Source organism: Pseudomonas sp. R1-43-08, from assembly GCF_003852255.1.
In the GTDB taxonomy this organism is placed as follows: Bacteria; Pseudomonadota; Gammaproteobacteria; order Pseudomonadales; family Pseudomonadaceae; genus Aquipseudomonas.
On record NZ_CP027734.1, the window covers coordinates 2,084,520 to 2,108,112 of the forward strand.

Annotated in this window: 21 protein-coding genes, 1 tRNA gene and 2 pseudogenes; 11 read left to right on the plus strand and 13 right to left on the minus strand. The window is 60.9% G+C overall.

The window, feature by feature from the left end:
* Positions 1 to 27 precede the first annotated feature (27 nt).
* Positions 28 to 588: a CDP-diacylglycerol--glycerol-3-phosphate 3-phosphatidyltransferase gene (gene pgsA, locus C4J87_RS09615; protein WP_034119069.1), complete on the plus strand. Its 561-nt coding sequence runs from the start codon at positions 28 to 30 to the stop codon at positions 586 to 588.
* A gap of 59 nt (positions 589 to 647) precedes the next feature.
* A tRNA-Gly gene (locus C4J87_RS09620) sits at positions 648 to 723 on the plus strand.
* A gap of 229 nt (positions 724 to 952) precedes the next feature.
* Here the strand turns inward: C4J87_RS09620 and C4J87_RS09625 are convergent.
* The 10 genes from C4J87_RS09625 to kdgR form a co-directional block, all read right to left on the minus strand.
* On the minus strand, positions 953 to 2,035 hold the full coding sequence (locus C4J87_RS09625) for a chemotaxis response regulator protein-glutamate methylesterase (protein ID WP_124362297.1): 1,083 nt from the start codon (positions 2,033 to 2,035) through the stop codon (positions 953 to 955).
* Positions 1,998 to 2,531 (minus strand): chemoreceptor glutamine deamidase CheD, encoded by a 534-nt coding sequence (cheD, locus tag C4J87_RS09630; protein WP_124366575.1) that lies wholly within the window; start codon positions 2,529 to 2,531, stop codon positions 1,998 to 2,000. Before cheD ends, C4J87_RS09625 begins: the two co-directional genes overlap by 38 nt.
* Positions 2,528 to 3,337 (minus strand): protein-glutamate O-methyltransferase CheR, encoded by an 810-nt coding sequence (locus C4J87_RS09635; RefSeq protein ID WP_124362299.1) that lies wholly within the window; start codon positions 3,335 to 3,337, stop codon positions 2,528 to 2,530. The genes cheD and C4J87_RS09635 overlap by 4 nt, the downstream gene beginning before the upstream one ends.
* Positions 3,338 to 3,346: 9 nt before the next feature.
* Positions 3,347 to 3,886: a chemotaxis protein CheW gene (locus C4J87_RS09640; RefSeq protein WP_124366576.1), complete on the minus strand. Its 540-nt coding sequence runs from the start codon at positions 3,884 to 3,886 to the stop codon at positions 3,347 to 3,349.
* Between the two features lie 36 nt (positions 3,887 to 3,922).
* The gene (locus C4J87_RS09645) at positions 3,923 to 5,578 is read right to left on the minus strand and encodes a methyl-accepting chemotaxis protein (RefSeq protein ID WP_124366577.1); all 1,656 of its coding nucleotides are present in this window, start codon (positions 5,576 to 5,578) and stop codon (positions 3,923 to 3,925) included.
* Positions 5,579 to 5,608: 30 nt separating this feature from the next.
* The gene (locus C4J87_RS09650) at positions 5,609 to 7,639 is read right to left on the minus strand and encodes a chemotaxis protein CheA (RefSeq protein WP_124366578.1); all 2,031 of its coding nucleotides are present in this window, start codon (positions 7,637 to 7,639) and stop codon (positions 5,609 to 5,611) included.
* Positions 7,640 to 7,680: 41 nt separating this feature from the next.
* Complete coding sequence (locus C4J87_RS09655) at positions 7,681 to 7,968, minus strand: lipid asymmetry maintenance protein MlaB (protein ID WP_124366579.1); 288 nt, start codon at positions 7,966 to 7,968, stop codon at positions 7,681 to 7,683.
* Positions 7,969 to 7,985: 17 nt separating this feature from the next.
* A complete protein-coding gene (locus C4J87_RS09660; RefSeq protein ID WP_124366580.1) occupies positions 7,986 to 8,354 on the minus strand; it encodes a response regulator in 369 nt (122 codons plus the stop codon).
* 10 nt (positions 8,355 to 8,364) lie between these two features.
* A complete protein-coding gene (locus C4J87_RS09665) occupies positions 8,365 to 9,579 on the minus strand; it encodes a methyl-accepting chemotaxis protein (RefSeq protein ID WP_124366581.1) in 1,215 nt (404 codons plus the stop codon).
* 580 nt (positions 9,580 to 10,159) lie between these two features.
* Positions 10,160 to 10,942 carry a DNA-binding transcriptional regulator KdgR gene (gene kdgR, locus C4J87_RS09670; protein ID WP_124366582.1) on the minus strand — a complete coding sequence of 261 codons (783 nt, stop codon included), beginning with the start codon at positions 10,940 to 10,942 and terminating at the stop codon, positions 10,160 to 10,162.
* A gap of 225 nt (positions 10,943 to 11,167) precedes the next feature.
* On the opposite strand from kdgR, the gene manD reads away from it, so the two are divergent.
* The 5 genes from manD (at position 11,168) to uxuA (ending at position 17,512) form a co-directional block, all read left to right on the plus strand.
* On the plus strand, positions 11,168 to 12,379 hold the full coding sequence (gene manD, locus C4J87_RS09675; protein WP_124366583.1) for a D-mannonate dehydratase ManD: 1,212 nt from the start codon (positions 11,168 to 11,170) through the stop codon (positions 12,377 to 12,379).
* Positions 12,380 to 12,446: 67 nt separating this feature from the next.
* A complete protein-coding gene (locus C4J87_RS09680; protein ID WP_124366584.1) occupies positions 12,447 to 13,478 on the plus strand; it encodes a Zn-dependent oxidoreductase in 1,032 nt (343 codons plus the stop codon).
* A gap of 67 nt (positions 13,479 to 13,545) precedes the next feature.
* Positions 13,546 to 14,838: an MFS transporter gene (locus tag C4J87_RS09685; RefSeq protein ID WP_124366585.1), complete on the plus strand. Its 1,293-nt coding sequence runs from the start codon at positions 13,546 to 13,548 to the stop codon at positions 14,836 to 14,838.
* Positions 14,839 to 14,861: 23 nt separating this feature from the next.
* A complete protein-coding gene (locus C4J87_RS09690) occupies positions 14,862 to 16,319 on the plus strand; it encodes a mannitol dehydrogenase family protein (protein ID WP_124366586.1) in 1,458 nt (485 codons plus the stop codon).
* A 17-nt stretch (positions 16,320 to 16,336) separates the two neighbouring features.
* A complete protein-coding gene (gene uxuA / locus C4J87_RS09695) occupies positions 16,337 to 17,512 on the plus strand; it encodes a mannonate dehydratase (RefSeq protein ID WP_124366587.1) in 1,176 nt (391 codons plus the stop codon).
* Positions 17,513 to 17,527: 15 nt separating this feature from the next.
* Here the strand turns inward: uxuA and C4J87_RS09700 are convergent.
* A pseudogene (locus C4J87_RS09700) lies at positions 17,528 to 17,798 on the minus strand (lactonase family protein); the annotation flags it as partial.
* Positions 17,799 to 18,081: 283 nt separating this feature from the next.
* On the opposite strand from C4J87_RS09700, the gene C4J87_RS09705 reads away from it, so the two are divergent.
* Complete coding sequence (locus C4J87_RS09705; RefSeq protein WP_124366588.1) at positions 18,082 to 19,383, plus strand: Nramp family divalent metal transporter; 1,302 nt, start codon at positions 18,082 to 18,084, stop codon at positions 19,381 to 19,383.
* Positions 19,384 to 19,460: 77 nt separating this feature from the next.
* Here the strand turns inward: C4J87_RS09705 and C4J87_RS09710 are convergent, their stop codons facing one another.
* Positions 19,461 to 20,906 (minus strand): FAD-dependent oxidoreductase, encoded by a 1,446-nt coding sequence (locus C4J87_RS09710; protein ID WP_256680024.1) that lies wholly within the window; start codon positions 20,904 to 20,906, stop codon positions 19,461 to 19,463.
* Between the two features lie 48 nt (positions 20,907 to 20,954).
* Here C4J87_RS09710 and C4J87_RS09715 point away from each other — a divergent pair, with 48 nt between their 5' ends.
* Complete coding sequence (locus C4J87_RS09715) at positions 20,955 to 21,440, plus strand: MarR family winged helix-turn-helix transcriptional regulator (RefSeq protein WP_124366589.1); 486 nt, start codon at positions 20,955 to 20,957, stop codon at positions 21,438 to 21,440.
* 27 nt (positions 21,441 to 21,467) lie between these two features.
* Here C4J87_RS09715 and C4J87_RS09720 read toward each other — a convergent pair.
* Positions 21,468 to 21,755: pseudogene (locus C4J87_RS09720) on the minus strand (LysR substrate-binding domain-containing protein); the annotation flags it as partial.
* Between the two features lie 277 nt (positions 21,756 to 22,032).
* Here C4J87_RS09720 and C4J87_RS09725 point away from each other — a divergent pair.
* Positions 22,033 to 22,680 carry a hydrolase gene (locus C4J87_RS09725; protein WP_124366590.1) on the plus strand — a complete coding sequence of 216 codons (648 nt, stop codon included), beginning with the start codon at positions 22,033 to 22,035 and terminating at the stop codon, positions 22,678 to 22,680.
* A 113-nt stretch (positions 22,681 to 22,793) separates the two neighbouring features.
* The gene (locus C4J87_RS09730; protein WP_256657898.1) at positions 22,794 to 23,549 is read left to right on the plus strand and encodes a glycoside hydrolase family 25 protein; all 756 of its coding nucleotides are present in this window, start codon (positions 22,794 to 22,796) and stop codon (positions 23,547 to 23,549) included.
* The last annotated feature ends 44 nt before the right edge of the window (positions 23,550 to 23,593 follow it).

The window sequence follows — 23,593 nt, forward strand, 5'->3', positions numbered from 1 at the left end:
CTTCTCACCTCGTAGCCAGTTGTGCCGATGAATATCCCTAATCTGATCACCGTTCTACGCGTCCTGCTTATCCCGATTTTTATCCTGCTGTTCTATTTGCCGTATGAATGGAGCTATGTCGCCTCCAGTTCGGTATTCGCCTTTGCCGCCGCCACCGACTGGCTCGACGGCTACCTGGCGCGCCGCCTGGAGCAAAGCACCCCGTTTGGCGCGTTCCTTGACCCGGTGGCCGACAAACTCATGGTCGCCGTGGCCCTGGTGCTCTTGGTGCAGGAACACGGCAACCTGTGGCTGACCCTACCGGCTGCCGTGATCATCGGTCGCGAGATCGTTGTCTCGGCCCTGCGCGAATGGATGGCCGAAATCGGCGCCCGCGCCCACGTCGCCGTATCGAACATGGGCAAATGGAAAACCGCCGCGCAAATGCTCGCGCTGGTCATCCTGCTGGCCAATCCGTCGGACTTCTCGTTCTGGGTCCTCACCGGCTACGCCTTGTTGCTCATCGCTGCAGGCCTGACGCTGTGGTCCATGCTGCAATACCTGCGCGCCGCCTGGCCCCACCTGCGCACCACCGTTGAAAAGAAATAAACTTTTTTGAATCAAGGGGTTGACGGGTGCTGGGGATTCTATAGAATGCGCATCACCAAGCGGGAATAGCTCAGTTGGTAGAGCACGACCTTGCCAAGGTCGGGGTCGCGAGTTCGAGTCTCGTTTCCCGCTCCAAATATTGCGCTTCAGAGTTCCACTGAATTCTGTAAGCGATTGAAATCAGGACCTTCGGGTCCTTTTTTCGTTCCGGAAATTCAGCACCATCCAGGGCTTTACCAGGGCTGCACGCAGCCCAACGGCGGTGCGACAATTCGACAAGCCCGCTCGCCACAATAGCCCTATCTGCCGGGCGTTCAGCGTAGAGCCAAAGTTGTAAAGACACCTATACCTTTGGTGCTCAGGCTCACTTATACAAAATCGCCTGATGAATATTCTCCAACGCCATGATGCGCTGGGCGGCGTTGAGCTTGATGGCTTCCTTGGGCATGCCGAACACCACGCAACTGGCTTCGTCCTGGGCTACCGTGGCGGCGCCGGCTTCGAGCATTTCCTTTAGCCCGCGTGCGCCGTCATCCCCCATGCCGGTCATAATGATGCCGGTGGCGTTCTTGCCGGCGAATTTGGCTACCGAGCGGAACAGCACGTCCACCGACGGGCGATGGCGGTTGACCAGTGGGCCGTCGATGACCTGGGCGTGATAATAGGCGCCGCTGCGGGTCACCATCAGGTGTTTGCCGCCGGGAGCGATCAGGGCGAGGCCGGGCAGGATGCGGTCGTTGTTGCGCGCTTCGCGCACTTCGATCTGGCACACGCTGTTGAGGCGCTCGGCAAAGGAGGCGGTGAATTTTTCCGGCATGTGCTGCACGATCACCATGCCAGGGCACACCCTCGGTAGAGCAGTCAACACAGCCTCCAGGGCCTGGGTGCCGCCGGTGGAGGTGCCGATGGCGACGATGCGCTCAGTGGTCTGGGCCATGGCGTGGCCGTTGGCGGCGGGCAGGATTGCATCTGCGCTGAGCTTGCCGGGTGGCGCGAGGGCGGGTGTTGGTTGGACGGTTCGTTTGCCCAGGTTCTTGACGTTGGAGTTCGCCGCCGCGCGGATGGCTGCGACCAGCTCGGCCGCCGATTCGATCAGGAAGTTCTTCAGCCCGGTGGTGGGTTTGGTGATGATTTCCACTGCTCCGGCCGACAATGCCTGCAGGGAGGTTTCGGCGCCTTTCTGGGTCAGCGAGGAACAGATCACCACCGGTGTCGGCCGCTCGCTCATGATTTTGCGCAGGAAGGTGATGCCGTCCATACGCGGCATTTCGACATCCAGCACGATCACGTCTGGCCATTCCCGAGCCAGTTTATCCATGGCGAAAATCGGGTCGGACGCGGCGCCCATCACATGGATGTCCGGCGTGTCGTTGAAGATCGCCAGCAGCACTTGCCGGACTACGGCCGAATCATCGACCAACAGCACGCTGATTTTTTTGGTAGGCATTTTTTTTGAATGTTCCCATTGGTTGGTGCCGGACCCAGACGTTGCCGTTCCACAGGTCGAACACAATAGTGCGATAGCCGGTACTGCCCATGTCCTGAGCGGTCAGGTGCAGGTGATGGCGCTCGGCCAGGGCCAGCGCTGCGCGAATATTCAGGCTGGCCACGTCCTGTGCCGGCAGGGGGCGCGGCTGTTCGGGGAACATCTCGCCGCCGCCGAACAGCTTGACCTGATAATCCCGGGCCTGCGTGCCGTTGGCATGAGCGTGGCGCAGCAGCAATTCGAGCGCCTCGTCGGCATATTTGCCATCCAGGGGCTGACCTTTGCGCGAGCGCGCCGGCAACATGAAATGGCACATGCCGCCGATCAGCCGTTGCGGATGCCAGAAGGTGATCGCCACACAGGACCCGAGCAAGGTACGCAAGCGTGTCGGCCGCGTCGCAAAACTGACCTGGCCCGGCGCCAGCACCACTTCGACCACATCGGCAGGCTTTTTCATGGCTTGCGATAAATCGACGGCGCCACCAGCTTCAACGTATCGTTGACGCCGTTGAGGCTTTCGGAGTGGCTGATGATGAAGTAACCGCCGGATTTGAGCAGCGGCAGCAGCCTGGCGACCACCTGGCTTTTGGTCTGCTGGTCGAAATAGATCATCACGTTGCGCAAGAAGATCACATCGAACTCGCCCAGGCCGGGCAGCGGTTCGTTCAGGTTGACCTGGATAAAGTTGACCCGGTTGCGCAGGGCCTTTTCGATCAGGAAAGTCCCGTGCTGGCGCCCTGTTCCCTTGAGGCAATATTTGACCAGCAGCGGCTGGGCCAGGGTGCCGGCGCGCTCCATGGAGTAATGCCCGTTGCGTGCCTTGGCCAACACCTGGGTGCTGATGTCCGAGCCGATGACTTCCCAGGGCGTGGTGCCCAGGTTCTCCGCCAGCGTCATCGCCAGGCTGTAGGGTTCTTCGCCCGAAGAGCTGGCCGCGCTCCACACGCGAAACAGTTTGCCCGGCGGCGCCTTGGGCAGCACCTGCTGGCGCAGGAAGTCGAAGTGCTTGGGCTCGCGGAAAAAGTAGGTCTCGTTGGTGGTCAGCAGGTCCAGCGCAACTTGCAGCTCGCCCTTGCGCTGGTCGCTCATGATCAGCTTGAAGTACTCGCCGTAGCTCTGCAGTTCGTAGTGTTTGAGGCGTTTGAACAGCCGCCCGGCCACCAGGGCTTTCTTGGCGGGCGACAGGTTGATGCCGGCCGCGCGGTACAACCAGGACTGGAACTGGCCGAATTCACGATCATCGAGTGGGCTGGTGTCTGGCATGATCGAGCCTCAACGCGCGTCGAGGTCGAGAGCCAGCGCCTGGCCAGTCTCGGCCAGGCTGGACATCTCGTCGATGGACAGCACTTTGTCCACCTCAAGCACAATCACGAACTTGCCATCGACCTTGGCCATGCCGCTGATGAAATCCGCGCGGATGCGTGCGCCGAAGTTGGGCGGCGGTTCGATCTGTGTCGCCGGGATTTCCTGCACGGCGGAAACGGTGTCGACCAACAGCCCGATATCCTGCGGCTGGCCGTCTTCGGTGATGGCCTCGATGATGATCACGCACGAACGCCGTGTGATCGACGAGTTCGGCCGGCCAAAGCGCGCCGACAGATCGACCACCGGCACCACGGCGCCGCGCAGGTTGATCACGCCGCGCACGAAGGCGGGCATCATCGGCACCACGGTCAGGCTGCCGTATTCGATAATTTCCTTGATGCCCAGAATGCCGATGGCGAACATCTCGCCACCGAGCATAAAGGTCAGGTATTGCGCATCCTCGCCTGCCGCGACGGCGGTATGGCGGGTAGTCATCACTGCGCCCATGTCATTCTCCCTGTAAGCCCGCATCGATTCTTGCGATCAGAAACGGGTGAATTCCGATTCGTCCGGGGCGCTGGCCGCGTTATAGGCGAAGGCTTTGCGCGGTGCCTGCTGCTCCGCGCGTGGCGGCTGGCGGTCAGGCTTGCCGGCGCTGTCCACGCCGCGGCCGTGAACCGGGGCCTTGGGGCTGGAGTCCAGCACGAAAAAGCTCATGGCCTGTTGCAGTTGCTCGGCCTGGCTGCTCATTTCTTCGGCGGTGGCGGCCAGTTCCTCGCTGCTCGAGGCATTTTGCTGAGTCACCTGGTTGAGCTGGGTCATTGCGGTGTTTATCTGCGCGACACCGGCGGCCTGTTCCTCGGACGCGGCACTGATTTCCTGCACCAGGTCGGAAGTTTTATTGATGGAGGGCACCATTTCGTCGAGCAACTTGCCGGCTTTCTCGGCCATGTCCACGCTGCTGGAGGACAGTTCGCCGATTTCCTGGGCGGCTACCTGGCTGCGCTCGGCCAGCTTGCGCACCTCGGCGGCCACCACCGCAAACCCCTTGCCGTGCTCGCCGGCCCGGGCGGCCTCGATGGCGGCGTTGAGGGCCAGCAGATTGGTCTGGTAGGCGATGTCATCGATGATGCTGATGCGCTGGGCGATTTTCTTCATCGCCACCACCGTCTGCTGTACCGATTCGCCGCCTTCGGTGGCTTCCTTGGCGGCCTTGCTGGCCATGCCATCGGTGACCTTGGCGTTTTCGGTGTTCTGGTTGATGCTGGCGCTCATCTGTTCGACCGACGCACTGGTTTCCTCGACGCTGGCGGCTTGTTCACTGGTGGCTTGGCTCATCGATTGCGCGGTGGCGCTGACTTGCTCGGAAGCACTGGCCAGGTTATCGGCGGCATTGCGCACCTCACCGATGATATGCGCCAGCTTGCCGACCATGTTGCGCATGGCGTTGAGCACCATGCCGGTTTCATCCTTGGCACCCGGTTCGATGTGCGCGTTGAGGTTGCCTTCGGCCAATTGCCCGGCGGCGGTGGCGGCTTGTCGCAACGGGCGGGAAATGATCCGCGCGATGAACAGGGCCAGGCCAATACCGATCAACAGGGCGACGACCAGCGCCGCGATGATCGACAAGCGTGCGTTTTCATACAGCGACGCGCCCTTGTCACCGGCGACGGTGGCGCCGGCGTCATTGAGTTCGACCATCTTCTGCAGGCGGCCGGTCACCTCATCGAAATGCGTCTTGGATTCCCCCCTGAGCAAACCGCGAGCCTGGGCTTCCTGGTTCTGCCGGGAAAATTCCAGCACCTGCTTGCTGGCTGCCAGGTAGGCGGTCCAGGCACTGTTCACGCTGGCCAGGAGCTGGCGGTCCTCATCATTGGACAGCAATTTTTCGTAGGTGCCCATGCGGGTTTCGAACTGCTGGCGCGCGTCGTCGGCTTCCCGTTCGGCCTGCGCCTTTTCCTCGGCGATCTCGGTGCCGATGTGGCGGTTTTCCTTCAAGCGATAGTTGGCCGCAAAAAAGCGCATGCCGGCCGCTGCGCGCATCGAGGGCATCCAGTTGCCCTTGATGTCCTGGGCCGCCTGATTGACTGCACCGAGCTGGTGAATGGCGAAGCCGCCCATGGCCGCGGTAAGCGCCAGGACCACCAGGAATGAGCTGATCAACTTGGTGGAAATTTTCAAATCGTAGAACCATTTCATCGGGGGAACCTCCATGGAATTGCAAATACGTCAGCGAGCGACGACCGGGGGCGACTGAGGCGCCTGGGCCGTGCGAGCTTCCAGTTGTACGATTTGGTTGAGCAGTGCCGGTATATCCAGGATCAGGGCCACTGCGCCGCTGCCCAATATGGTCGAACCGCTGATGCCGCGCAGTGCGCCGAACAGCTTGCCCAAGGGTTTGATCACGGTCTGGAACTCACCGAGCAGGTCATCCACCACCAGCCCGGCCTTGTGCTCGGCGTAACGCACCACCACCACATTCTGGCGGCGGGCGGCCGGGCCTTCGTGGCTGAAGTGATGGCGCAGGTCCACCAGCGGCAGCACTTCGCCACGCAAGTCCAGATACCCCTGGTCGCGGCTGGAATGGCGCTGGTGATCATCCAGTTCGATGCATTCCTGAACCATGTCCAGCGGAATCACGTAGGTGGATTGGTCGATGCCGACCAGGAAGCCATTGATGATCGCCAGGGTCAGCGGCAAGCGAATGCGCACCACGGTGCCCTGGCCGGGACGGCTGTCCAGGTCGACGGTGCCGCGCAACAACGTGATATTGCGCTTGACCACGTCCATGCCGACACCACGCCCGGACAGATTGGTCACCGCCTCGGCGGTCGAGAAACCGGCTTCGAAGATCAGGTTGTAGATCTCCTGGTCGGTGAGCACCGCGCCGCTGGCCACCAGCCCGCGTTCCTGGGCCTTTGCCAGGATACGTTCGCGGTTGAGCCCGGCGCCGTCGTCGGCGATTTCGATGACGATGCTGCCCGAGTCATGATAGGCATTGAGGCTCAGGTGGCCTCTGGTCAACTTGCCGGCCGCGCGCCGCGCCTCGGCGCTTTCGATACCATGGTCCATGGCGTTGCGCAGCAGGTGCATCAGCGGGTCGCCGATCTTCTCGACCACCGTCTTGTCCAGTTCGGTTTCTGCGCCGCTGATGATCAGGTCGATGTCCTTGCCCAATTCCTGGCTGACATCGCGCACCACGCGGCGAAAGCGGTTGAACGTGTCGCCGATGGGGATCATGCGCAGGTGCAGGGCGCCATCGAGTATTTCTTCCACCAGCCCCGATACCGTCGAGGTGGCCTCTTGCAGCGGGTCGTTATTACAGGAGCGGGCCAGCAGGCTCGCGCCGGCGCTGGCGATAACCAGCTCGCCGACCAGGTTGATCAGTTCGTCGAGCTTGTCGGCGTTGACCCGCACGTAATTGCCATCCCGGTTTTTTTCGCCGGCCGCCGCCACGCGTTGCTGCGCGGGCGGGGCAAATTCAGCGCGGGGGGCCACCTCGGTCGCGGGGCAGCCAGGGGTGTCGCCGGGTTCGTCGACGGCGCTGATGCTGACTTCACAGTCGTCACGCACAAAGTCGAACACTTCGTTGAGGGTGGCGTGGCTGGCCGTCGAGCGCAGGTCGATCTCGAACCCCAGGTAGCAGCTTTCCGGGTCCCAGCTGTCCACGGCCGGAATGCCGTCGGTCAGGGTGGTAACCTGCAACAGCGTGCCCAGGGTGTCGAGGTAGCGCAGAAAGGACAGCGGGTCCATGCCGTTGCGAAAGACATCCACGCCGAAGCGCAGGGAAATATGCCAAAGCACTTCGTCCGCCGTGGCGTCGTCCACCGCCGCGGTTTCGACGCGGGCAGTCGCGGTCTGCAGCGGCTGATAGGCACTCAGCGCCTCGCGCAATACCTCACCGCGCTCCAGCGCGGCAGGCGTGGGCGCCTCACCGCGGCTGGCGACCACATCGATCAGTTCGAGCATGTGATCGCCGCACTTGAGCAGCAGCGCGATCAATGCGGCGTCCACCGCTACACTGCCGTCGCGCAGGCGGTCGAGCACGTCTTCGACGATATGCGTGAACCCCACGATCGACGCCAGGCCGAACAGGCCCGCCGACCCCTTGATGGTGTGCGCGGCGCGGAATATCGCGCCGATGGCATCCTGATCGCCGGGCTCGCTTTCCAGTTGCAGCAGGGATTGCTCCATGGCCTGCAACAGTTCGCGCGCCTCGACGATGAATGTCTGCTGTGCCTGATCGAGATTGATGCTCACCTGGACCTTCCTTGTCGATCAATGAGAGTGGGCAGCGCTGGCTACAACGCGGCGTTGCGACACAGTTCAAGCGCCTGGGTGACCGCCTGGCTCTGGCCGGTCACGCTCAAGGCGGTGCCGGCAATGCCGGCTTCACGCTGGATGACCGCGAGCAACTGCAAGCCGGCGCCATCCATCTCGGTGACCTGTGACAGGTCCAGCTCCAGGCGAGGCGCTGCGCCCATTTGCGGCAGCAACACGCTCGCCAGTTCGGCCACGGTGTAAATCGTGAGTTCGCCGTCAATGCCCACGCGGGCGGTGTCGTCGAGTGTTTCGCACGTTATCGGCATGGGGGCCCTCCCGGGTGTCAGGGCAGGATCAGTTTGGATACGGCTGCCAGCATCTGCGCCGGCTGGAACGGCTTGACCACCCACGCCTTGGCGCCAGCAGCCTGGCCTTCGGCCTTTTTCGATTCCTGGGACTCGGTGGTCAACATGATGATCGGGGTGAACTTATAGTTGGCCAGCTTCTTGACCTCCTTGACGAAGGTGATGCCGTCCATGTTGGGCATGTTCACGTCGCTGATGATCAGGTGCACTTTCTGCCCATTGAGCTTGCTCAGGGCATCCCTGCCGTCGCTGGCCTCGATCACGTCGTAACCGGCGCTTTTCAAGGCAATGCCGACCACTTGGCGCACGCTGCTGGAGTCGTCGACCACTAGTACATTCTTCGCCATGAGGGGCTCCTTAAAAAAACGTGATGTCTTGAGAATTCTGTTGCACGGACGCCGCGCCATGGTGCGTGCGCCGTTGCTCATCGGTGGCGTAGGTGGCTTCCATGCGCGCCAGCCACTGCCGGGCGTCGACGGCCACGGCCTGGTCCGGGGACTGGCGGGTCTGCATAAGGTGCTCATGCAAGGCGTGCATGTTGTCTCGCACGTGGCTGAGGATCTGGCTGACCCGGTCCTGGAATTGCAGGTTGACCAGTACTTCGGTCATCTCATCACGAATGCCGTGGCTTTCCTGCTTGAGCAGGTCGGCGGAGTCGGCCAGGCGCCCGGTGATGTTCTGGAAGCGTTCGAGCACCAATTGAATGCTGTTTTCAGAGGCGGCCACCGAGTTGCTGTCCTGGTCGGCACTACTGGAGGCGGCCTGCACCAACTGGGTGATGGCGTTATTGATGATGTCGACCTTGGCCGACATCTGCTGGCCGGTTTCGCTGGATTTGCTCGACAGGCTGCGCACCGCATCGGCCACCACCGCGAAGCCGCGACCGGCTTCACCGGCCCGCGCCGCCTCGATGGCCGCATTGAGCGCCAGCAGGTTGGTTTGTGCGGCGATCGCGGCCACATCGGCGGCCATGGTGCGCAGTTCGCCGGTATAGGCGGTCAGGCTGCGTACTTGGGCGAGCGTCTGGTCACGGCTGGTTTGAGTGGCCTTGAGTGAGTTGATCACCTGGCTCAGCTCGCTGTCGCTGCGCGCCAGCACCTCCAGCGCGCCGTCGGCGGCCTTGCCGTCCAGTTCGCCGGCAGCCTGCTGCGAGGCTTGCACCGTGTCCTGCAATCGCGCAGCTATCCCGGTAAATCGGTTGGCCAGGCTCACAATCGCGTCTTCGGTCTGCTGGCGCGAGCTTTCCACCTGCTTGGCCCAGATCGGCATGGCGCCCAGCAACACTTCATCGAGCTGTGCCCGCGAGTCCATGCCGCTATGCGCCGCCTGCGCGCCTGACTGATCCGCCAGCGCCCACGCGGTGGCTCGCAGCACCGCGTCACGCTGCGAACCGGCGCTCCAGGCGCACGCACCGAGGCCGATCAGCACCAGTACCGCGCAGGCCGCCAGGCTGGCCACAGAGGTTGACTGCAACAGGGTCCATATAACGGCGGGCACCACCGGGATGAAAGCGAACCAAAGAAAGCGCGGATGACCAGGAAGGGGGATGTGGCTGGATTGACGCTGGGCCATGAGTTCGTTCCTTGAACAGTCTTGCGGATATAAACAACATAGGGGTTATCTGCTGTATTTAGAATAGCTTTAGCCTGTAGCTATACCGTCCGTCCGGTTGATGATAATAGTATTACTTCCATAGAGAGATAGTGGTGGTATTAAGTAGAAGGAGATGGATAGGGTTCTAGTGTTCGAGTAGGTCTTGATGTTCGCCGATTAATCGGGCAGGCAAATTAAAAACCATAAAAAAGATCAAAGTGTAAGTTTAGGCGAGGCGTCAGAAAGTTAGTAACAAAGCGGCTTTATATTTATAGCATTGATTATTCTCGCATCGGTTATTTGCTACCGTTATTCTGGCGGTGCTGTTGACCAAGCGTAGTGTTTGCCGTCTCTTTAAGTTGATTATTTTAAATAACAGGATCGCCAGCGGGCGATCTCAGTGGGCTAGTCACTCTTTCAGGGAAAGATGAGATTACAGCACTGCAACAATCCACGTCGGCCATGCAGAAAAACCTGCGTCCAGTAGACGGCACGGGCCTGAGGCGCGGGCCGCAACAAGGTGCTTTGGTGGCCCGGGCTATTTTACGAAAAGCATCGGCTACTTCACATGCCAGCCTAATTGCCTGGAAATCTGCCGCGTGGTTTCCATCAGCCGGTTGACGTAGTCCTGTTTAAGTTCTTCGCGAAAGCGAAAGCAGGGGAATGACACGCTCAGGCCACCGATGACATGGCCGAAACGGTCGCGGATCGGTGCGGCCAGGCAGCGCATGTTGTCTTCGAACTCTTCATGGTCTTCGGCGTAGCCCTGGGCGCGAACCACTTCCAGTTCTTGCAGATACGCCTCGACGCTGGTCAGTGTGTTGGCGGTGCGGCGCTCGAAACTTTCTTCCTGCAAATGAGCGATCAACTCGGGCTGCTCCAGCCACGCCATCAATACTTTGCCGATACCTGTGCAGTACAACGGCGCACGCCGGCCTATGCGCGAGTACATGCGCAGATTGTATTTGGAGTCGATCTTGTGCACGTAGACGATGCTGCCTTCGTCAAGAATGCCCAAGTGCACGGTCTCGCCGGTCAGTTCGTTGATACGCCGCATGCCCGGTTCCGCCTCGCGGACGATGTCCAGGTGGGGCAGGGCCTGCGCGCCCAGTTCAAACAGCCGGACGCTGAGCCGATAGCGATCCTCGGCATCTTGCACCACATAGCCGCGGGCCTTGAGTGACTGCAAAAAGCGGTAAACCGTGCTTTTGGACATGTCCAGTTTCTGCGCGATTTCCGACACGCCGCTTTCCTCTGGATGCTCGGCCAGCGCTTCAAGGACGGCCATGGTCCGGCCGACGGCGGAGACCAGTTCATTGTTCTGGATGGTGCTGTTGTCCATGAAGGCTCCAACGGGAACGGAAAGTCCAAGGATATACGCTGGCGAATCAAAACGCTGTTTCATTTTTCTTGACGGTGTAGGAAATCTGATTAAAACTCGGTCACAGGCTACGAATGAAACGCCGTTTTAAAAATAAAAAAGGCGCCTGCTGATGAGAGTAATTTCAGGAAAAACTTGGCAGATCGCGTCATCCCGCCCCCTCTCCTGCCTTAGAGGCCTGACTTCATGAAAATCATTGAAGCCCGCGTCATTGTTACCTGCCCGGGTCGCAACCTGATCACCCTGAAAATCGTCACTGATTCCGGCATCTACGGCATTGGCGACGCGACCTTGAATGGGCGTGAACTGGCAGTGGTGGCCTATCTTGAAGAACACGTGCTGCCGGCCCTGATCGGTCGCGATGCCCAGCGCATCGAGGACATCTGGCAGTACCTCTATCGCGGCGCCTACTGGCGCCGTGGCCCGGTGACCATGACCGCGATTGCCGCCGTGGACATCGCTTTGTGGGACATCAAGGCCAAGGCCGCGCAGATGCCGTTGTACCAGTTGCTCGGAGGCAAAAGCCGCGAGCGCGTGATGGTCTATGGGCATGCCACGGGCAAGGACATCGAAGGTTGCCTGGACGAAGTCGCCCGGCATGTCGAGTTGGGTTACAAGGCGGTGCGGGTACAGTGCGGGATTCCCGGCATCGCCACCACCTATGGCGTGGCCAAACGCAGCGGTGAGCGTTATGAACCGGCCGACAGTGACCTGCCTGCCGAGCATGTGTGGGACACCGCCAAATACCTGAACCATGTGCCCAAGCTCTTCGCCGCCGTGCGCGAGCGTTTCGGCGATGACTTGCACATCCTGCACGACGTGCACCATCGCCTCACGCCCATTGAAGCGGGGCGCCTGGGCAAGGCGGTCGAGCCCTTCAACCTGTTCTGGCTCGAAGACTGCACCCCGGCCGAGAATCAGCAAGCCTTCCGCCTGATCCGCCAACACACCACCACGCCGCTGGCGGTGGGTGAGGTGTTCAACTCCATTCATGACTGCCGGGAGTTGATCCAGGAACAGTTGATCGACTACATCCGCGCCACCCTGGTGCACGCCGGAGGTATTACCCACGTGCGCCGCATTGCCGACTTTGCCGCGCTCTATCAGGTACGCACCGGCTTTCATGGCGCAACCGACCTGTCGCCGGTGTGCATGGGGGCGGCGTTGCATTTCGACACCTGGGTGCCCAATTTCGGCATCCAGGAGCACATGCCCCACGACGAACGTATCGATGAAGTATTTCCTCACGCCTATCGCTTTGAAGATGGCCATTTCACGCCCGGCGAAACGCCAGGGCACGGCGTCGATATCGACGAGAGCCTGGCGGCGAAATACCCCTACAAGCGCGCCAGCCTGCCGGTCAATCGTCTGGAAGACGGCACGCTCTGGCACTGGTAAGCGCTGTTTCGACTGATCAATGACAACAAGCACACAGGGCGCCACCCACCCTGGCTGGAGAAACCCGATGAAAGCTTTTCAAGTAAGAGCACCTTTTGAATTCGGCCTCGCACACGTCGATGTACCGCAAGTGGCACAGGGTGAAGTCAAGGTTGACGTCGCCTACGCCGGTATTTGCGGCTCGGACATGCACATCATCCATGGGCAAAACGCCTTTGTGCAATTTCCCAGGGTGACCGGCCATGAGTTCTCCGGCGTGGTGCGCGAAGTGGGCGAGTGCGTTGAAAACCTGAAAGTCGGTGACCGCGTGTGCATCGACCCGGTCATCAGCTGCGGCACCTGCTACCCGTGCCGGATCAACCGCCCGAACGTCTGCACGCGGCTGCAAGTGATTGGCGTACACCGCGATGGTGGCTTCAGTGAGCAGGTCTGCGTGCCGGCCGCCAATGCCCACCGCTTGCCTGACTCGATGTCCCTGAGCCATGCGGCGCTGGTTGAACCTTATTCCATCGCACTCAACGTGCTCGATCGCATGCAGCCCCACCCGGGCGACAGCCTGTTGATTTACGGCGCGGGCGTGATTGGCCTGACGCTGGTGCAAATGGCCCGGGCGCTGGGGCTGACGGATATCACCGTGACCGACGTCATCGATACACGCCTGGAAACCGCCAAGGCACTCGGCGCCAGCCGCACGCTCAATGGCAAGGATGTCGACGTTGAGGCAGCCATGCGGGAGCTGACCGATGGCGAAGGCGTACCGCTGATCGTCGACGCGGCCTGCATTCCGGCACTGATGCCGCAAATGGTGCGCCTGGCCTCGCCCGCAGGGCGTATCGGCCTGCTGGGGTTCAATGCGGTGCCGAGCGACCTGGTGCAGTTGGAAATGATCAAGAAGGAACTGACGCTGGTGGGGTCGCGCCTGAACAATCGCAAGTTCCCCAAGGTGATCGAACTGATCGCCAGCGGCAAATTACACGTCCAGGAACTGATCAGCCATCGCGTCAGCTTCGACGAAATGCCGGGGGCCATCGATTTGATCGAAAGCCATCCCGAGCAAACCCGCAAGGTCCTCGTGGAACTGAATGGCGCCCATCCATAGCCGTCTGTAGATACTCGTGCCCCCGGGGGCACCCTCACCGAATAAACACAAAAAGCGGGAGGTTCCAATGTTTGGTCAAGGTCGCACGTTAATCATCATCATGCTGTTCCTGGCAGGCGTCATTAACTACCTGGATCGCTCGGCATTGTCCGTCGCGGCTCCGTTCATCCAGAAAGACTACGGTCTGACCACGGGTGAGATGGGCATGATCTTCAGCAGTTTTTTCGTCGGTTATGCGGTGTTCAACTTTATCGGCGGCTGGGCAGCCGACCGCTACGGCGCGAAAACCACGCTGTTGCTGGCGATGGTGCTGTGGTCGCTGTTCAGCGGTCTCACGGTGCTGACGATTGGCTTTGCCTCGCTGGTGCTGATCCGCATCCTGTTCGGGATGGGGGAGGGGCCACTGAGTGTCACGACGAGCAAGATGATCAACAACTGGTACACCCCCAAGCGCAGGGCCCGGGCGCTCGGCACATCAATGTCCGGCACGCCGCTGGGCGGGGCGATTTCCGGGCCGGTGGTGGGCTTCATTGCCGTCACCTACGGCTGGAAGATGTCGTTCATTATCATCATGGTGATTGGCCTGGTGTGGGCGGCGGTGTGGTACAAATTCGTCAAGGAACGGCCTGAAGGCGAGGGCGCCGAGAGTATTGTGCGGGCCGAGGGCCAAAGCGAGCTGGCGGCGCAGCCGGTGTTCCCGCTGCGGTTCTACCTCAAGCAGCCGACGGTGCTGTTCACGTCCCTGGCGTTCTTTTCCTATAACTACACGCTGTTTTTCTTCCTGACCTGGTTCCCCAGTTATCTGACCATGGCCCACGGCCTCAACGTCAAGGACATGAGCATCGCCACGGTCATCCCCTGGGTCCTGGGTTTCCTCGGCCTGGCCCTGGGCGGGTTCATTTCCGACTTCGTGTTCAAGAAAACCGGGCGGATGATGTTCTCCCGCAAGGTGGTGCTGGTGACGTGCCTGTTGCTCTGCGCGGGGTGTATCGCCTTTGCCGGCGTCGTCAAGACCCTGTATCCGGCGGTCATCCTCGTCGCCTTGGCCGTGTTCTTCCTTTACCTCACGGGTGCCATCTACTGGGCGATCATCCAGGACACCGTGCCCGCCGCGCGGGTGGGCGGGGTCAGTGGCTTCATGCATTTCCTGGCCAATACCTCGGGCATCATTGGCCCGACCCTGACCGGCTTTCTGGTGCAATTCACCGGCTCGTTCACCAGTGCCTTTTTGCTGGCGGGATTGTTGACCGTGATTGGCGCCGTGTGTGTAGCCCGTTACGTCAAACCGCTTTCGGTAGCGGATACCGGTCACTCGCCAGCACACAGCCCGCAACCAGGCCCGGTCCTCAGCCGGCCATAACCCGTCATGAAAGGAGCGTATCGATGCCTGTTGTGAATCGTGTGCCCGCTACCGGCGCTGTCCGTGAGATCGGTATCGTGCATCTTGGCCTGGGGGCGTTTCATCGCGCTCACCAGGCGGTCTACCTGCAACGCCATCTCAACCGTCATGGCCAAAGTGAGTGGGGCGTGTGCAGCGCCAACCTTCGCTCAAACCGCACATTGGTCGATCAATTGCGCGAGCAGGACGGCCGTTACCATGTGGCCGAGTATCGCGACCGCGAGCAGGTGACGTTGCGTGAGATCGGTGTGTTGCGCCAGGCCTTGTATGTGGGCGAGGGCGGCGCTGACTTGGAGTTGCTGTTGCAGCGCATGGCCGCGCCGCAAACGCGGATCGTCACGCTCACCGTCACCGAAAAAGGCTACTGCTTGAGCCCGTCCTCTGGGCAGTTGCGCATCGAAGACCCGGCAATTGCCCATGACATCGCTCATCCGCAAACGCCGCGCACCGCACCCGGCATTGTCCTCGAAGCCCTGCGCCGGCGGCGCGCCGCAGGCCTTGGGGCGTTCACTGTGTTGTGCTGCGACAACATGCCAGACAACGGCCAGCGCACCCGCCAGGCAGTCAGTGCATTGGCGGCGTTGCAGGACGAAGGGTTGAAGCAGTGGGTCAACGAGCAGGTGGCGTTTCCTGGCTGCATGGTCGACCGGATCGTCCCCGCCATGGACGGTGAATCCTTCGCTCGCCTGGAACAGCAACTCGATTGCCACGACCGTGCGGCCGTGGCGTGTGAAAGTTTCAGCCAATGGGTGATCGAGGATCACTTTCCTCTCGGGCGTCCGGATTGGGAGGTGGAGGGCGTCCAGATGGTGGATGACGTGCGCCCCTTTGAAACGATGAAGCTGCGCATGCTCAACGGCAGCCATTCGTTACTGGCTTATGTGGGGTTGCTGGCCGGCCATGAAACTGTGTTCGACGCTATCAACGATGCGGACCTGGCGCATTTCATCGAGCGCTACATGGCCGAGGAAGCGGCGCCCACCCTGGACATGCCGACAGGCCTCGATCTAGCGGCCTATGCCCACGATCTGAAGGCGCGCTTTGCCAATGACAGCCTGCAACATCGCCTGCGTCAGATCGCCATGGATGGCTCGCAGAAACTGCCGCAACGCTGGTTGCTCGGTGCGCAGCGGTTGCTCGACGGGGGACGCGGCGTTGCCTGCACCGCATTGGGTATCGCCGCGTGGATTCACTATTGCACGCAGCCGCCGAGCGGCGGGCCGGCGCCGGTGGTTGACGACCCGTTAAGCGCAACCTTCGCCGATCTTGCAGCACGATTCGAAGGCGCATCCCTGGTGGATGCCTTTCTGGATCTGGGCGACGTGTTCCCCGCCGTGTTGTCTGACCGCGCAGCTTTTCGCGATGCCGTGCAAGGCGCCTATGGCGCTCTGGTCCGCGACGGCATAAGCAGCCTTTTGCACACCTTTGCTGCACCCAACTAACAAGAAGGAGAAAAAACATGGAACAGACATGGCGTTGGTTTGGCCCCCAAGACCCGATCTCCCTGGCGGATGTCCGCCAAACCGGCGCGACCGGTATCGTCACCGCGTTGCACGAAATCCCCAATGGCGAGGTCTGGCCGGTGGACGCCATCGCGGCGCGCAAACAGATGATCGAAGCCGCAGGCTTGAGCTGGTCGGTGGTGGAAAGCATCCCGGTGCATGAAGACATCAAGCGCGGCTGCGGCCGGCGTGACGAGTACATTGCCAACTATCAGCAAAGCGTACGTAACCTGGCGAGCTGCGGCATCGATCTCGTGTGCTACAACTTCATGCCGGTGCTGGACTGGACCCGCACCGACCTGGCGCACGAGCTGGCGGATGGCGGTTGGGCGCTGCGTTTCGATCAGACCGCGTTTGCCGCGTTCGACCTGTTCATCCTGCAACGCCCGGATGCGCAAGCCGAATACAGCGCCGAGGACATCCAACAGGCCAGGGCCTACTTCGAGCAACTGACGCCCGCCCAGAGCGAGCGCCTGGTCAACACCCTGATCGCCGGTTTGCCCGGCGCCGAAGAGCACTACAGCCTGGAAGACTTCCGGGCCTTGCTGCGCACCTATGCGGACATCGACGAAGCCAGGCTGCGTGAACATCTGGCGTACTTTCTGCGCGCGGTGGTTCCGGTGGCAGAGGACATGGGCGTGCGCATGGCGATCCACCCGGACGACCCACCCCGTGCCCTGCTCGGCTTGCCGCGCATTCTGTCCACTGCCGCAGACGCCCAATGGTTGCTGGACGCCGCCCCGAGCCCGGCCAATGGCCTGACGTTCTGCACCGGCTCCTATGGCGTGCGCGAAGACAACGATCTGGTGGCGATGGCCAAGCACTTTGCGCCGTACATCTACTTTACCCACCTGCGCTCAACGCGCCGCGAGGCAGACCCGCGCAGCTTCCACGAAGCGCATCACCTGGGCGGCGACGTTGACATGGTCGGGGTCATCACTGCCCTGGTGGCGGAAGAGCGCAGACGTGAACGCGAAGGTGGCCCGCGCTTGCCGTTGCGCCCGGACCATGGGCATCAACTGCTCGACGATCAGCACCGAAAAAGCAACCCCGGCTATTCGCTGATCGGTCGCCTCAAGGGCCTGGCCGAACTGCGCGGTGTGGAACTGGCCGTGCGTCAACAGCTGGGCTGAATGTGCGCCGCAAGATCAGTCTACCGACGTTTGCAGCACCTCAATCCATAACGCACCTTTGCCCGACGGCGCTTCGCCAACACGTTTCAAGGCGCCGTTATTGCTGACTGCGTAAGTGCCGACTGTGTCGCTTTTCTCGCCCGTCACCAGCAGCCAGTGCCCGTTGGGTGAAAAAGCGATATTGCGTGGCTGCTGCTCTTGCACCGGATAGTTCGCAAGAAAGCTCAAGCCGCCTGTTGAAGGGTCGACCGCGAAAGCCGACACCAGAGCTGCTGGTACGCTCGGAAGATTGCCCGCGTAGGCGAAACGGTTGTAGTGGTAGTCATCCTATGACTTTGCCTTAGCGACAGCAATCGCTGTTTGCTCAGAATTGAAAAACATGCCTTGGCTCAGGTGCAGCGTTTGCAAGACGTTGGCCGGGTTCAATGTTATCCATACAGCCCGACGCCCCCACTTTCCGCTGGTGAAACATTTCTAAACACTCTCGTTCAAGAATTGTTGTACGACGTCGTATCTATCGTGTTCGACTGCGCTCGTTCTCACAAAAAAAATAAATGGAGATACCCTCTATGACGAGCATTCGTTCCGTCGAAGGCCAGGCCGCGGCGCCCGCGCAAAATCGATTTTCCCGAATACTCAAACTGCTGGGCCCCGGAATCATCGCTGTACTGTCATGGCTGGGCGCAGGTGACCTGATCACGTCGTCCGTGGCCGGTGCCAATTACGGTTACGCAATGATGTGGGTGCTGGCGGTCTCGCTGCTCTTGAGATACCTGATCGTAAACATCATCGCGCGCTTCCAGTTGTGTAATAACCAGGGCATGACCATCCTGCAGGGCTATGCCCAACTGAATCCCTTTTTCGCCTGGTTCATGCTCGTCTACGCCCTGTTGATGGGGCACTTGATGAACGCCTACATGATCAAAGGGGCGGGTGAGTCGCTGGCAATGCTGTTCAAAAGCGACCAGCCACTGCTGTGTTCATTGGCGGTGGTACTCGCCGTGTGGATGCTGGTGGGGCGTAATATCTATTCGATGATCGAAGGCGTGATGAAGGTGCTGTTGGCGATCATGACCCTGGCCTTCATTGCCTTGGCCGTGATGTCCGGTCCTGATGTGGTCGGCATCGTCAAGGGCACCATCGGCTTCAGCATCCCGCCGGATGAAGGCGTGCATGGCGCGCTGCTGGTGGCGGTATCGGTTATCGGCGCGGTTGCAGGCTCCATCGCCAACTTCGTGCATCCGTATGTCATGCGCCAAAAGGGCTGGGTCGGGCCGCAGCACAAGCGTGTTCAACGCAACGATTTGCTGTTTGCAGTGTTCGTCGGGATCGTCATCAACCTGGCCATCTGGATCGTCGGCGCGGAAATCCTGCGGCCCAACGGCATCGAGGTGAAGACCTTGGGCGATCTGGGCAAGGCCCTGGAAATGTTCTTCGGCCCGCTGGGTTGGTATGTGTTCTTCATCGGCGTGTTCGCTACCTTGTTTGCCAGCATTTCCGGCAAGACCACCGCGTTCCCGATGCTGATTACCGATGCCTTCCAACACGTTCGTCCTGAACGTCGCGAAAAGTACGGCAAGGAGTTTCATCATGACCCGATGCACAAGTGGTTCATGCTGTTCATCCTGGTGACGCCGTTGATCTGGTCGCTGCCAGGCATGCCGGATTTCGTGACCCTGACCATTGGCGTCAGCGCGTTGAACATCATTGGCTTGCCGGTTATTTCCCTGGGCCTGCTGATCATGTCCAACCAGAAGTCGCTGCTGGACAAGCAATATCGCAACAACCTGTTTGAGAACATCGCGTTGCTCTTCGCTACAGGCCTTGCGCTGTGGGTTGCCTTCCAGTTGAGCGTCGATCTGTTTACCTGACAACGCGCCACCGGGGGGCGCAATGTCCCTCGGTGGCTAACCTACGCGCGCATGTGTGTAGCGAGCCAGGTAGCTACCTAACGCAGCCGCCTGATCGTTGGTAAAGATCCCTGCCAGATAGCCATCCGGCCTGACCAGCACGGCGCAGCCTTCACCGAGGCCGTAGAACCGGGCGAACTGACCCAGGTGATCTTCGATCTCCAACCCGGGCCCGACGCTGTGAATGTGCAAGCCAGCCCTTGGCGCGAAGTTCGAGGGCCATTGACCAGCAAGGTCCAATGGATGCCTTGGAACAGGTTGAACAAACGCGTTGGGCTGCCGTTTGCGCCTCGCACGATGGCATCAGGTGCACGATCGCCTGGCGCGAGCGCGCTTTTGGCAACTTGCGACGCGAGCGATAACGGCGAGTGCGGATAACCGATATCCAACTGCTGAGCTTCACGGGGCCGTCGGTTGTCGCCAGTCTTGAAACCTGCAAGCAGCCGTGTGGACAGGCCGAGCACATCCGCCGCCACTGGCCGGCGCTCAGCTTCGTAGGTGTCGAGTAGCGTCTCTGGTGCGCCGGCCAAGACGGCGGCCAGCTTCCAGCCCAGGTTGTAGGCGTCCTGGATGCTGGTGTTGAGCCCTTGGCCGCCCGTTGGCGGATGGACATGCGCCGCATCGCCGACCAGGAACACCGGCCCCTCCCGGTAACGCTCGGCGAGCCTGGCATTCATGCTGTAGGTGGAGGACCAGGCGACTGAACGGACCGTGATGTCTGTACGTCCGGTGTGCAGGGCAACGCGTTCGGTCAGCGCCGCCGCGCAGAGGTCAATCTCGCCCTCCAGGGGAACAGGTGCCTGGATCTGGAACAGGTCGGTACCGGCCAACGGGCAGATCGCCAATGGGCCTGAGCCCCCATCCCCAAACTGGTGCCACACGTCGCGCGACAGTCCAGCCAATTCCACATCGGCCACGATCGCTCGCACGCCCAGGGTCTTGCCCGCAAAGTCAATCCCCAAGGTACTGCGTACGAAGCTGCGCCCACCATCGGCGCCCACCAGGTATCGGGCCTGGAGTGTATGCTCGCCATCCGGGGTTGCGAGTACGGCGTTGACCCCATCGGTCCCGACCACCATTGCGGTCAGCTCGACACCAAACGCTGGGGCATGCCCCAGTTCGATCAAGCGCTCGCGCAAGATCGCTTCGGTCTTGAACTGGGGAATCATCAACGCAAGGCAGTACGGCTCTGCAGGTGTGGGCTCGGCAACGCTCGTTACCGGCTGGTCAGCGTGACTGCCATCGGGCGCGTATTTGCGAATAGCCGGGTAAATACCCCCTGCGGCCCTGACCCGGTCCAGGATCCCGAGATCTTCGAAAACCTCCTGGGTGCGAGGCTGTATGCCTTTGCCGCGCGAGCCCGAAAAGGGGGAGGGGCGCTTTTCGATGAGGGCAAAGTTCACCCCGCGCCGGGCCAAGTCGATTGCCAGGGTCAGGCCAGCGGCACCGGCACCACAAATCAGGACGTCAACAGAGTCACGCATTTCACTTCCCCTAAGAATGTGTAAGATGCACATAACAGGGAGCAGCTTATGACTACGAAAAATAAAGTGCAAGATACACATATATCAGTGCAGATGAAGGATCTGCACCGGTCCTTGATCTCGATCGTGAGTGCGATGAACCGCCCTCGCAACGACGAGCGGCTGATCGCGGAAGCGGGTGTCCATCTGGATCAGGCGCTCTTTCGCCTGCTGGTGGTCATCGAGCGGGTAGGGCCGATTGGCGTCGTGGATCTGGCAGGTCGCCTGGGCCGGGACTACACGACCATCAGCCGCCAGGTCTCCAAGCTTGAACGCATGGAGTTGGTAATTCGGCATGAGAACTCTGAAGATCGCCGGATGCGCGAGGCGGTGGTGTCTGAGAAAGGCAAGGCGGTCACCGACAAGATCGACCAGGCGCGTGAGCGTCTGGCCCGGGAAATTTTTCAGGACTGGGCTGCCGAAGACATCACCTCCCTGGTGCGCCTGATGCGTCAATTCGCGCAGGCCCTGGAGCAGGGCACGGAAGCTGGCTAGCTTCGGCAGCTTACGACGTGCGTTGCCTCATGCGCTGCCGATCTCACACGCCAGCGCTTGCTCCTGATGTGAAATCGGCAGCACCGCCAGGTGCGGCGATTCGCCGAAGTACTCGATCAGCAGTTCGGTGAGGACGCGTATTTTGCGGGCGGGATGCGCGCCCGGCGGGCGAATGAGGTAAGCACCGGCCGGGGGTGGGGGATGGTTGGTCATGATCGGCACCAGTGCGCCGATTGCGATGTGTTCATGGGTGAGGCAATCGGGCAGGTAGGCGACGCCAAGGCCTGCGGTCGCGGCGGCGAGGGCGGTGCCGTTGTGACGATCGACTTCGACACGCCGAGCCGCAGCGCCGCCTGTGAAATACCCCCCCCCCGCATCAGCCACTTCCACTAACGTCTGCAGCTCTTCGATATCCATAGGTGCGTTCCCCTTTGCGCGACACAGCTCGCCTCGGGATGCTACTACTGCATCGGACATGGGAACAGCACAATGAATTTCCAGGCACGCATCCTTCGCGTGTGTTCTGGCATTCATACCCGCACGGGCTCCGTCGCGTTCACACACGCGCGTCACCCATAAAAAGGATTTACCCATGACAAGCGAGACTCTGCGCAACCCCGACACCGATCAGCTACTGACCCCGGAAAATTCGGCGTTGATCATCATCGATTATCAGCCTGTCGAGGTGTCCTCGATCCGCTCGATGCCGCGTGACGAACTCGTCTTCAACATCACCAGCGTCGCCAGGGCGGCGGTCAACTACAACCTTCCGATCATCCATTCCACCGTCAATGTCGCGACCGGCCGCAACAAGCCGCCGATCCAGGAACTGCAAGAGGTGCTCGGCCACCTGCCGACCTATGACCGCACCTCGATCAACAGCTGGGAGGACACCGCATTCAAAGAGGCGGTCAAGGCGCTTGGGCGCAAGAAACTCATCATGACGGCGCTCTGGACTGAAGCCTGCCTGACATTCCCGGTGCTCGACGCTATCCAGGAAGGCTATGAAGTGTACGTGCCGGTCGATGCGGTGGGCGGCACATCGCTCGCCGCACACCAAGCGGCGTTGCGCCGAATGGAACAGGCAGGCGCTAAGCTCATCAGCCGCGTGCAGATGTACTGCGAATTGCAGCGCGACTGGGCGCGAGAAGCGACCGTGCCGGGCTTTATGGACGTGTTTGCGAATTTCGATGGGTTCAATGCTGAAAAGGCCTTGGAGGCGGCAGCCAAGAAGGCCTGATCAGCGGGCAGTGGATGAAGGTGGCGCTCGCGAAAGCGGGCGCTAAGAGGCCCCAAAAAAAGACTGCTACGCAGTCCAACGGGAGCAGGCTCCCTCGCCAAAGGTTCCGTAACTTGTCGTACGCGCTGTCACTCGGAATGAGCAAGGTGCGGTATCCCGATAGTGCATGGCGGCTGGCCGTCGATGAAAAGATGCGACGACAAGACATCCACAGCAGGGGAACAGATATGAGTTGCGAAGGACCGATCAACGATGCAAACGCACGTGGCATCGATGTGTCGCGCTGGCAGGGCAACATCGATTGGGCGCGCGTGGCGGGCGCGGGTGTCACCCATGGGATAGCGAAGATGACGGAGGGTGGCGACTACACCGATCCCAAGTTCGTCGAAAACTTCCAAGGGATGAAAACGAACGGCCTGAAGGCCGGCGTGTACCACTATTTCCGTGCGCTTAGCAGCACGCCGTGCGAGCAACTGGCCAATATCAAGGGCCGGCTCGCCGAAGTGGAATTCAACGTCGGGCAGGACATCCTGGCCATTGATGTCGAGACCAATCGCAACGAAGGGGCCACCCCGGATCAGATGGCTGATGCCCTGTTCCAACTGGTGACGCTTGTCAGGGTGTCGCTGCTGGAGGGTGCGTATCCGCATATTTATGCGTCGCCCAGCATCTGGAGCAACAGGGTGGCTTGGCGCAAATATGACTTCAGCGAATGCCCGCTGTGGATTGCCCATTGGGGAGTCGCTGACCCCACCGTGCCGCAAACCTGGAGCAAACACGGCAAGAGCTGGCAGTGGTGGCAGCACAGCAGCAAGGGTCAGGTCGAGGGTATCCAGGGCGCGGTGGATCTGGATTGGGTCAAGCCTTGAAGGCAAGCAGCACAACGGCCCCGATTGGGCCGTTGTTCCAGGCG